Annotated in this window: 4 protein-coding genes and 1 pseudogene; 1 reads left to right on the top strand and 4 read right to left on the bottom strand. The window is 54.9% G+C overall.

What is annotated here, in order from left to right; translation table 11 throughout:
- A partial coding sequence (locus KK925_RS10350) for a hypothetical protein (RefSeq protein ID WP_456237187.1) occupies nt 1-244 on the bottom strand: 244 nt, incomplete at its 3' end.
- A 97-nt stretch (nt 245-341) separates the two neighbouring features.
- Here KK925_RS10350 and KK925_RS10345 point away from each other — a divergent pair.
- Nucleotides 342-626 (top strand): hypothetical protein, encoded by a 285-nt coding sequence (locus KK925_RS10345; protein ID WP_214096503.1) that lies wholly within the window; start codon nt 342-344, stop codon nt 624-626.
- 172 nt (nt 627-798) lie between these two features.
- Here the strand turns inward: KK925_RS10345 and KK925_RS11520 are convergent, their stop codons facing one another.
- From KK925_RS11520 to KK925_RS10330, 3 genes and pseudogenes are all read right to left on the bottom strand, one after another.
- The gene (locus KK925_RS11520) at nt 799-1,068 is read right to left on the bottom strand and encodes a DUF559 domain-containing protein (RefSeq protein ID WP_407929055.1); all 270 of its coding nucleotides are present in this window, start codon (nt 1,066-1,068) and stop codon (nt 799-801) included.
- A 142-nt stretch (nt 1,069-1,210) separates the two neighbouring features.
- Nucleotides 1,211-2,526, bottom strand: a pseudogene (locus KK925_RS10335) (restriction endonuclease); the annotation flags it as partial.
- A gap of 52 nt (nt 2,527-2,578) precedes the next feature.
- Nucleotides 2,579-7,036, bottom strand: a complete 4,458-nt coding sequence (locus KK925_RS10330) for a DEAD/DEAH box helicase (protein ID WP_174582553.1) — start codon at nt 7,034-7,036, stop codon at nt 2,579-2,581.
- Between the last annotated feature and the right edge of the window lie 155 nt (nt 7,037-7,191).

Genomic DNA, 7,191 nt, shown 5'->3' with positions numbered 1-7,191 from the left:
ATGCCTCCCGCAAAACCGCCAGACCCCCGAAGTCCGATTGCTCCTCCAGTCCCAGCTTCTCAACCTCGACGACCTTCTTCCCCTGCAAGCCCAAACGAATCAGCTCCCGGACCTCTTCGGGTAGCGCGGTGACATTGCAGATCGTCCGGGAACGCGGCCCTTTCTCGGTCCGATACGACTCTCGGATAAAATAGCTCTTGTAAACCTTCCCCTTCTGCCGCGACTTGACCTCGCAAAAGTACACTACGCACTCTTGTATGCCAAACACAACAAATACACGTCAACATATTATTTCATCTATTACGTACTACATACTTTCCGTAAGTAATTGATAAATCACAATGTCGGTGAAAAAGTGTCGAAGTCAGGCTAAGGCTATCGAAGGTGTGGAAGATCAGCGGATGCCGCTGGGGTGGGGGAATCTGTCGCTTGCACTGCGTATTGGTGGTGATCTCCTAGTGGCTGTAGACGTACGCCGCTGGGGTGGGTTGCTTAATGCAGTGGCATTAGTCCTCTTTCTAGCCCTGCTCATCCACACCGCGATCTTGGGTCGCCAGAGCGGCTTTTTGCGGGGTCAAGGCAAGGGGAGGGTTAAACGTAGAACAAACGGGAAGGTGGGAGAGTGATGTTGGCTTTTATGCACTGGTTTATCAACAAACTCTCCCTTCCGTTGGATATTCTGTTACCGAACCAAGTCGGAATCGGTGTACAAGAGGCTCAAGGTGTACTAGCCACACTGACTTCCGATTATCGATCCTTTCTTTTATCTCTTCTCATGCCTTGTCCAAGAAGACGGTTCTAAGATGCGCCAAATACATCAGGGTAACGCTGTATCTGCTCTTTGAGATCCTGATCGTACCGAATGACCACGACCCGGTAGCCCCTGGCGCGGAGTCGACGGCGGATCTCGTTGTCGCGAGCCTGCTGGTTTGGTTCCTCATGTACCGATCCGTCACAGAATACACAGACGTTTGGCTTGTAGAAGAAGTCCACAACGCACCGTGGGTCTGAGATTCCCCTCTGAGCCTCATCTGGAAAGCGGTAGCCACCCTGATAGAGGGTATCCAGGAATGCCCACTCCAGGTCAGATCGGATATCGGTGAATACTCTTGTTGCAAAAGTAACTTTTGATGGTCAGCGGCTTCTTCTTGCTGCCGTTGAGCTTACTCCTAGGCTTCCCTGTCCTGTCCCTACATCAAAGGTGCGCTGGCTATCTTCTGCTGCTACGAACTTGAGCAGCCTCCCTGGCAAGGATACTCCCAAGTTGCGAAGGATCCCTGCACACCACGAAGGCCCATTGCCCAAACCCGCCGTGATGATTGACCGCCCGCACCCAGCGCTTCGCGGCAGCTTCCTTCTGCCGATCCTGCTCGGTCTCAAAGCCCTTGACCTCGAGGATAATCTTCATTTCCCGGCTGTCCTCGCAACGCCAGCGGATGAGGTAGTCAGGGCGAGACTCGTGCCGCACCCCCTGCCACTCGTAGGGGATGGTGAAGTCCAGGTGGTCGTTGCGCGCATAGGCGATGACTTCGGGCATCCGTTCAAGCCGATAGGCCACGCTGTGCTCCCACGTGGGCGCATCGAGCACCACATGGCTGATGTGGCTCTTCGTCGTGCCCACCGTGGGGCGCACGGTGCGGAAGAGCACTTCAGAGGTGGACCCCACCGGGCGGAAGCGCTCGATGACTGGCAAGAGAGGGGGCTCTCCGGCCTCCGCGTCGGGCTCGATGGCCTCCGTCAGCCGCTCGATGATGCGCTGCTTGTATTTGAGTAGAGCCACCTCCTCGAGGACCACATCTTCGGCGACCACAACCCGCTCCTCCAGGTAGCGCCAAACGATATCCAATACCTGGGGGAAGAGCACATGGCGGGCTTGCCACTCCTCCCGTTTCTCCTTGAGCCGGCGGGTGATCTCGGCGGCGATCACGTACACCGTCGCCTGCAGGCGCTTTTCGTGGTGGAACGGGTTACGATCGTGAAGAACTTCCGGCCCGGGGCCGAGGCGGTCCGGGCGGCCGACGCGGTATCCGGCGGCGGGTTTGGCCACCACCTCGGTCGGCTCGTGGGATGGATCTATGGTCAAATAGGGTACCTCTTCCAGATTGATCTTGATACGCTGGGGCACATCAAAGACATAGCCTTCCACCCGGGGGAACGTGAGCTCCAGGTATTTGCGTTCGGGAAGCGCCCGCACCAGGGTGGACACCTTCTGCACTTCCGTTCGGCTGATCGGCTTCTTCTTGACCGGGATCACCTCAAAGGGCACGCCGTAGACGTCCACATATTCGGGTTCGGAGAAGTCATCGTAGTTCGTGCGGCGCAGCCCGCGCCCCATCACCTGCTCACACAGGAGCTGCGACGACGTGAACGCGCGCAGACCCACAATTTGGGTGACGTTCTGGGCATCCCAGCCCTCGTTCAGCGTCCCCAGCGACACCACCCATCGATTGTCTTTTCCAGGAGGATCTCCTTCGCCCTCCCACTCCGCCTTTGCCGACGGGTGTCCAGCATCTTTCGCAGCCGCTCGGGCGGCCTCCTTTTCCACATTTCACTTACCTACCTCGTGTAGCATAAGACTCTACCGCCATCCCGAAAGCAATCTTTTGAGATACTTCATCACCGCACCACGCTGCAGATGCTGATGGGCAAATTGATTCCGGTACCTTCTCGGACACCCATAACAACTCGTGTTTTCGCCGCACCCGCATTGGCCACTGACCCTTTTCTGAGCAGATTCCAGACAAGCCCTTAGCACCTCCTCCTCTTCAAGCCGGGCAACAAGTCCTGCCCCCCCGGGTACATCGTCGTATAAGATGATGGGAAGAACCGGATACTGCTCGCTATAGGCTACCGTCGCGCTGAGGTCGGTGGATGGAACTTCTAATACCTCCGCAGCGCCTTCTACCAGAGCATACGCAAGCGAGTATGTAAACCAGATAGGATCAACTCCATTCTCACATTGTAGATGAAACTGAAGTTGCAATACATCCGTCACGAACTCATGACCAAGTGAGACCTGTTCCAATGTCCCTCGGCAATCATGACCGTAGGGCGTCTTATGCGTTCTTGGACGATCTCTAAACCCCGCACCACATTCTTTGCAGATGTAGAACCCCTCTCCACGGCGGCCTTCGCATAAAACGACCATAAGGCCCGGGGAGGCCTTCCTGACGGTAATCAAAGGAGTCTCAGGGTTGGGGAACCTGACGGTACCCGGTTCAGGACCAAGAGGACCGGCAAAATACGGGCGTGTTGAGAATACCCTTGCGGTTCGGGATTTTGGTTCCTTCGGTTTGTCTCGATCGGTCACGAACCCAAAGCGTGGAACAATATATTGAGATACCACCAGTCGATCACCACAGGGTGTCGGAGGTTCATCTTCGCCGTACTCCCACTGAAGGAACACATTATGGCTTGCACATCGTTTGTAAAACTTCCGTGGCCACTCCTTCTCGGCTACCCTCTTGAGCCCGTGAGAAGTCCACACTTTTTTGTTTGCAACCAGCTTGCTCGTGGGGGCAAATTCAGAAATGGCAATGCTGAGATCTCTTTGAAGCATCACTTCAAAGGCTTCTTGGTTTTGTTGTGTTCTTTGGGTATCCAATTCAACGACATCCACAGGGAATCCGTACTTTGGTATTACAGCCTTCCGGGATAGGAAAGAAAGGACGTCCTCTTCGGATATTGCCCTCGCTCTTGCTTTTGCCCACTCCGCCGTCTTGTATTTTCCCCGAGTCGCCGCCGTTCTTTCTAGCTCCTTGACAATTCGGTAATCGCTGGAGACTTCAGCCTCGGCAAGGGAGAAGCGGCCTTCCTTTCCCGTAATTCTCTCGATCCATCCCCCGTCATCCAATCCAACTTCACCCAACATGTGAGGCGGGACGATTGCACGCAAGGATTCCTCCAGTTCCGCTCTGTGCTGGAGAAGAAAGGCTCCGAAATCGGTAACGCCGCAGGGATTTTCTAAGTTGACAAATAGGTTCTTAACGGCTTCGAATCTTTCAGGAAACTCTCGGAAAAAGCGCGAGAGCGCCACTGCTGTGATATGGCGGGTGATAATTTTTTCGTTATGCAGACTCAAGACCGGAGGCCGAACGATGCCCTTGAGCATTCGTTCAGGCTGGGAAAAGTGGTAAAGGTCATGCGGGCTCCGCCGACAGTAGGTAATGGCAAATCCAGGATATTCGCTACGACGCCCAGCCCGACCCACCCGCTGGGCGTAATTAAAGGCTTCGGGCGGAACATTGCGCAAGAAAATAGTATCCAGGTCGCCCAAGTCCACACCCAATTCAAAAGTCGTTGAGCAACTCAGAACGTGGATTTTGCCATCCTTAAACTCCCGCTGGAATTCGCGGGCTTTTTCTTTATCCAGCTGTGCAGTGTGCTCTTCCACTCTGAGGATTCCGGGAAGGTTTTCCTGGTAGAGCAGGCGGTAATGGTTCGGTTCCAAGTCATGAACCTGCACTGGTTTTAGAATGCCGGAACAACGATGTCTTGGACACACACCGCGCACCGAAACCGCTTGAAGACGCCCACAGGTATCACATTGAAACAGGGTGTCTTTATCCCGTATTAGATGCAGCCTCCACCAGTCTGGATTCAGTCTGCGCCCGTCGTCAACAGGTAATAAGAGGCGATGGCGATCCAGAGAGGAAGGAGCCTTCTCATCGGACTGACGAAGAGCTTCCCAAATCTCCCTCAGCACTGTTACCGCTTGATCGAGTGCTTCTTGCTCGGACAGACCTTCTCCTAATCCCATGAGAAACTTGGCCAAAAACTGAGCCCGTTTTCCCTGATTGCCATCCCAACTGCGCACATGCTTTTTTCCCCGTGGCGGGCCGATACCGAAACGCATCTGTGAAGCCTGGAGGTTGAGATCGCTCCAGCTCAGGGAGATGCCATCCTCAGTCCGCAACTCTACCGCCCCGTCGGTTCTCATCGTGTCCAGCAGGATAAACACTAGATCACTCGCTTCCTGTTCAGTCAGTGACCAAGGAGGATTTTTGAGTACCTGCGGAATCTCAAACAAACCAGGCCATTTGATGGACCAGCGAACCAGGCCAACCCCTTCAAGAGAAATCCTTGGCTCGTGAGTCAGGAACTCCCGATACAGGCTAATCCACGCCTTGCGACGTAATTCCAGGTCACCAGTAGCCGGGGGAAAGACCTGCTGCTCGAGGAATAAGTTTCGGAGCTCGCTAGCCAATTCTCGCAGAGATAAACCTTCCTGTGTATGCGGAGACAGTTTCCGTGAGACTCGCAAGAGCAAGTTGCGGCTCAGAATGTCTCGATAAGAGTCTTCGAGGTACCAGGCGAAGAAGGCCGCCTCCTGGCGTCCGTCTGCAAAGGCGAGCACTTTCTTCCGCCCCTCTGGAAGTGCTCTATAAAGCGTTGTTGCGATAACCGCATGAGGACCGTCAGTGCCATGCACTACTTCCCTGACCGGGTCGCGACCGGCAGCAGCATATCCACAGGCACCGCACTTTTGCAGTTGGTCTGCTCGGTCCTCGTCTCCAGGTGGGTCCTCTTTGACAACTCGGATAAAGTGCTCATGTCCACACGAAGGCTTAGTGCGGTGTGCTTCTCCACATTGAACACAAAGGGAAAACACCGCTTTGTTTGCGGAATTGTCGTTTTCGTCCTCCTCGCTTCCCTCTCCCTCGTTCTCAATAGGACGCAGGAACGTTGCTCCGAAGTCCACATCGTTTGGGTCACGAATAGCCTCCTGGACTTTACCGCCCCGGAAATTCTTTTGGGCGACAAAGTAATGCTGACCGCATTCCCGGCACAGGGCAACTTCAAAGGCCGTGCGCTCTGTTTTTCGGTCCAGAAAAACTTGCTTCTCGGGCCAATAAGAGACAAACGCTCCCTCAAGAGACCGGAGAAAAAGGTGGTAGCGTGCGGACAGTAGCGACGCACCGGAGGAACGGTCTTGGGCGCGGACAAGGAGATCGACTAACTGGCAGAGAGCAGGCACCCGTTCCTCTTTCGGTACGTCGTCAAAAATTTGATCAGCGATTTTCTGAACCTCTGTGGGATTACCCGTGATGCTACGACGAAGGGTTGCGGACCGGCTATCACTTTGGAGAAGCTTCCCCACCTTCTTCTTGAGATCATCCTCGGCGGCGAGAGAGACACCGATCTTCCCTGCCATTCTAGTCAGGGCACTCGCATCGTTTCCCACGCCAGCGAGGAGTGCCTTAAGAACCCTGTAGTCCTCACGGTCGAGTCTCGCCGTTCCCGGCTCAGGTATGGGTTCCGGCTCACCTAAGATGACGTCCTCTTCGTGGAAAGGCTCACCAAATAGGTCGGAGGCAAATTGGGCGACGGCGGCTTTGTCTTGCTCTCCGCCCATCAATGTGGCACTGGTGGCGATACAGCGAAAGGGTTCTGTCCGGCCGCCTTCCCTGAGTCGTTGCTTGAGACGCCGCAGGAGCATGGCCATCTCGATGCCCCGCGATCCGCGGTATTGATGCGCTTCGTCCAGCACTAAAAACGTCCACCAACGGGCACGTCCGTTGTCAAACAGAGGACTATCGTTAGGGCGAAGTAGCAGATACTCAAGCATAGAGTAGTTGGTCAGCAGGACGTGCGGTGGTGTAGTCCGCATCTCGGATCTTAAAACCAGCTCTCCATGTACCACTCTCCCATTCTCAACAATGGAGTAGCCTTTTCGCTCCGCGAGATGATCTTTCGCGTGGCGCTGGGAGTCGTTCTCATCCTCCGGGGTCTCCCCGATGTATTGTCCAAAGGTGAATCGGAACGGTGAGTTGGAGTCTTTAAGTCGTTTGCAAATCTCTCCCATGCGCTCTCGCTGATCGTTGGCCAGCGCGTTCATCGGGTACAGAATCAACACGCGCACCCCCGGGCCCAATTTACCTTCCCGAAATTCCCGATAAAGATGAAGCAGAATAGGGTAGAGAAACGCTTCGGTCTTCCCACTTCCAGTTCCAGTGGCGACGATCGCGTTGAACCCGTTGGATACACGCCGGATGGCTTCCTCCTGGTGCCGATAGAGTGGTCTGTCACCCTGCATTGCTTTTAGGAATCCCTCGTCCGGCTGGAATCCGAGGAGGCTTCCAAACAAGACTCGCGGTGTCTGCCCACGCTTGAAGACCGGTGTGGCTTCAAGATAGGGACCTTTGCTCAGACGCCCGGAGTCCAAAGCCTCCTCGAAGGACTTCCTGAGAT

Origin of the sequence: Candidatus Methylacidithermus pantelleriae, from assembly GCF_905250085.1 — a bacterium.
Classification (GTDB): Bacteria; Verrucomicrobiota; Verrucomicrobiia; order Methylacidiphilales; family Methylacidiphilaceae; genus Methylacidithermus; species Methylacidithermus pantelleriae.
Note: the sequence above shows the minus strand (reverse complement) of the source record. Positions and strands in the feature narration are given on the sequence as shown.